The sequence below is a fragment of the Herbiconiux daphne genome (assembly GCF_024979295.1).
Classification (GTDB): Bacteria; Actinomycetota; Actinomycetes; order Actinomycetales; family Microbacteriaceae; genus Herbiconiux; species Herbiconiux daphnes.
In genome coordinates, this window is record NZ_JANLCJ010000545.1 from 1 (window position 1) to 608 (window position 608).

1 protein-coding gene is annotated in these 608 nt (G+C 39.6%); it reads left to right on the forward strand.

Features of this window, described 5'->3' with window-relative positions; translation table 11 throughout:
* A partial coding sequence (locus N1032_RS26360; protein WP_259543607.1) for a hypothetical protein occupies positions 1-314 on the forward strand: 314 nt, incomplete at its 5' end.
* Between the last annotated feature and the right edge of the window lie 294 nt (positions 315-608).

Below are 608 nucleotides of genomic sequence, written 5' to 3' on the forward strand. Positions count from 1 at the left end.
GTTTAAAAGTTGTTCTGGCTCACAGTGAACAGGCTCAGCGCGTAGGTAAGTACATCGTGCGGGAACAGATGGTTAATATTGTTGATGAAGGGCAGAACATATTATTTTCAGATTCTACTTTCGTTGCTGATTCTGTCCCTGATTCTGATATACAGCGTTATGGGATGAATTTTCTAAGTGATCCCCATACAGGGCATGGTGTTGTGATTTATCCAACAGCGACTAATGAAATTACAGTGTATAAGACAGAGATTGATAAGGGAGGGAACATAGCAGCAGTATCTACGCAGATGGATTTGATTTGTTCTAAGTAACTACCCTTACTACATGGGAGAAAATGAACCAGCTAAACGGCATACCCCTTAAAACGCTCTGTAACGCATTCTAAGGGGTTTTAGCTTAAATCCGGGTTCGGGTTCAAAAGTAAATCAATAACGCCTTGTAGGTATCTTAGATTTCGCAGAATCATATGATCCTATGATTATTTCCGGGGTTGTCTGGAAAATCATAAAATGATATGATTTATTCCTATTCAAAAGAGGGTTATCAATGAGTGAAGAGATTAAGCGGCTACAAATGAACTTCCCGGCTGAGTTGCACAAGGTTTT